Genomic DNA, 318 nt, shown 5'->3' with positions numbered 1-318 from the left:
ATGCTTACGGAATTAGAGCGTGTCAATGATCCTGATAATGTAATTTCTGATAGGACTTTCAATGCTGGAATTGTGTTGGTGGATTTGGATGACAATCCGACTTTGCAAGGGCGAATTGACGCTCTTACTGCTTTGGGGTGGAATGTAAAGATCGTTAATTACAAACTGCTTTCTGCTACAATTGGGGAGCGTACTTATGTTGATTTTAGTGGTAGGGTTACGGCTAATAGTGGGGCTGAGTTGTGGTTTGTGAACTCTAGGAGAGTTGCGGGGGGAGTGCAGTTGGAACAGGGGGATATTGTGGAGTTGTATCATAGT

At 43.7% G+C, this 318-nt stretch carries 1 protein-coding gene; it reads left to right on the top strand.

The window, feature by feature from the left end; all coding sequences use genetic code 11:
- The coding region (locus PL77_RS32245) for a hypothetical protein (RefSeq protein WP_044213828.1) at positions 1-318 on the top strand (318 nt) is incomplete at both ends.

Source organism: Flammeovirga sp. OC4, from assembly GCF_000812565.1.
Taxonomy (GTDB): domain Bacteria; phylum Bacteroidota; class Bacteroidia; order Cytophagales; family Flammeovirgaceae; genus Flammeovirga.
Note: the sequence above shows the minus strand (reverse complement) of the source record. Positions and strands in the feature narration are given on the sequence as shown.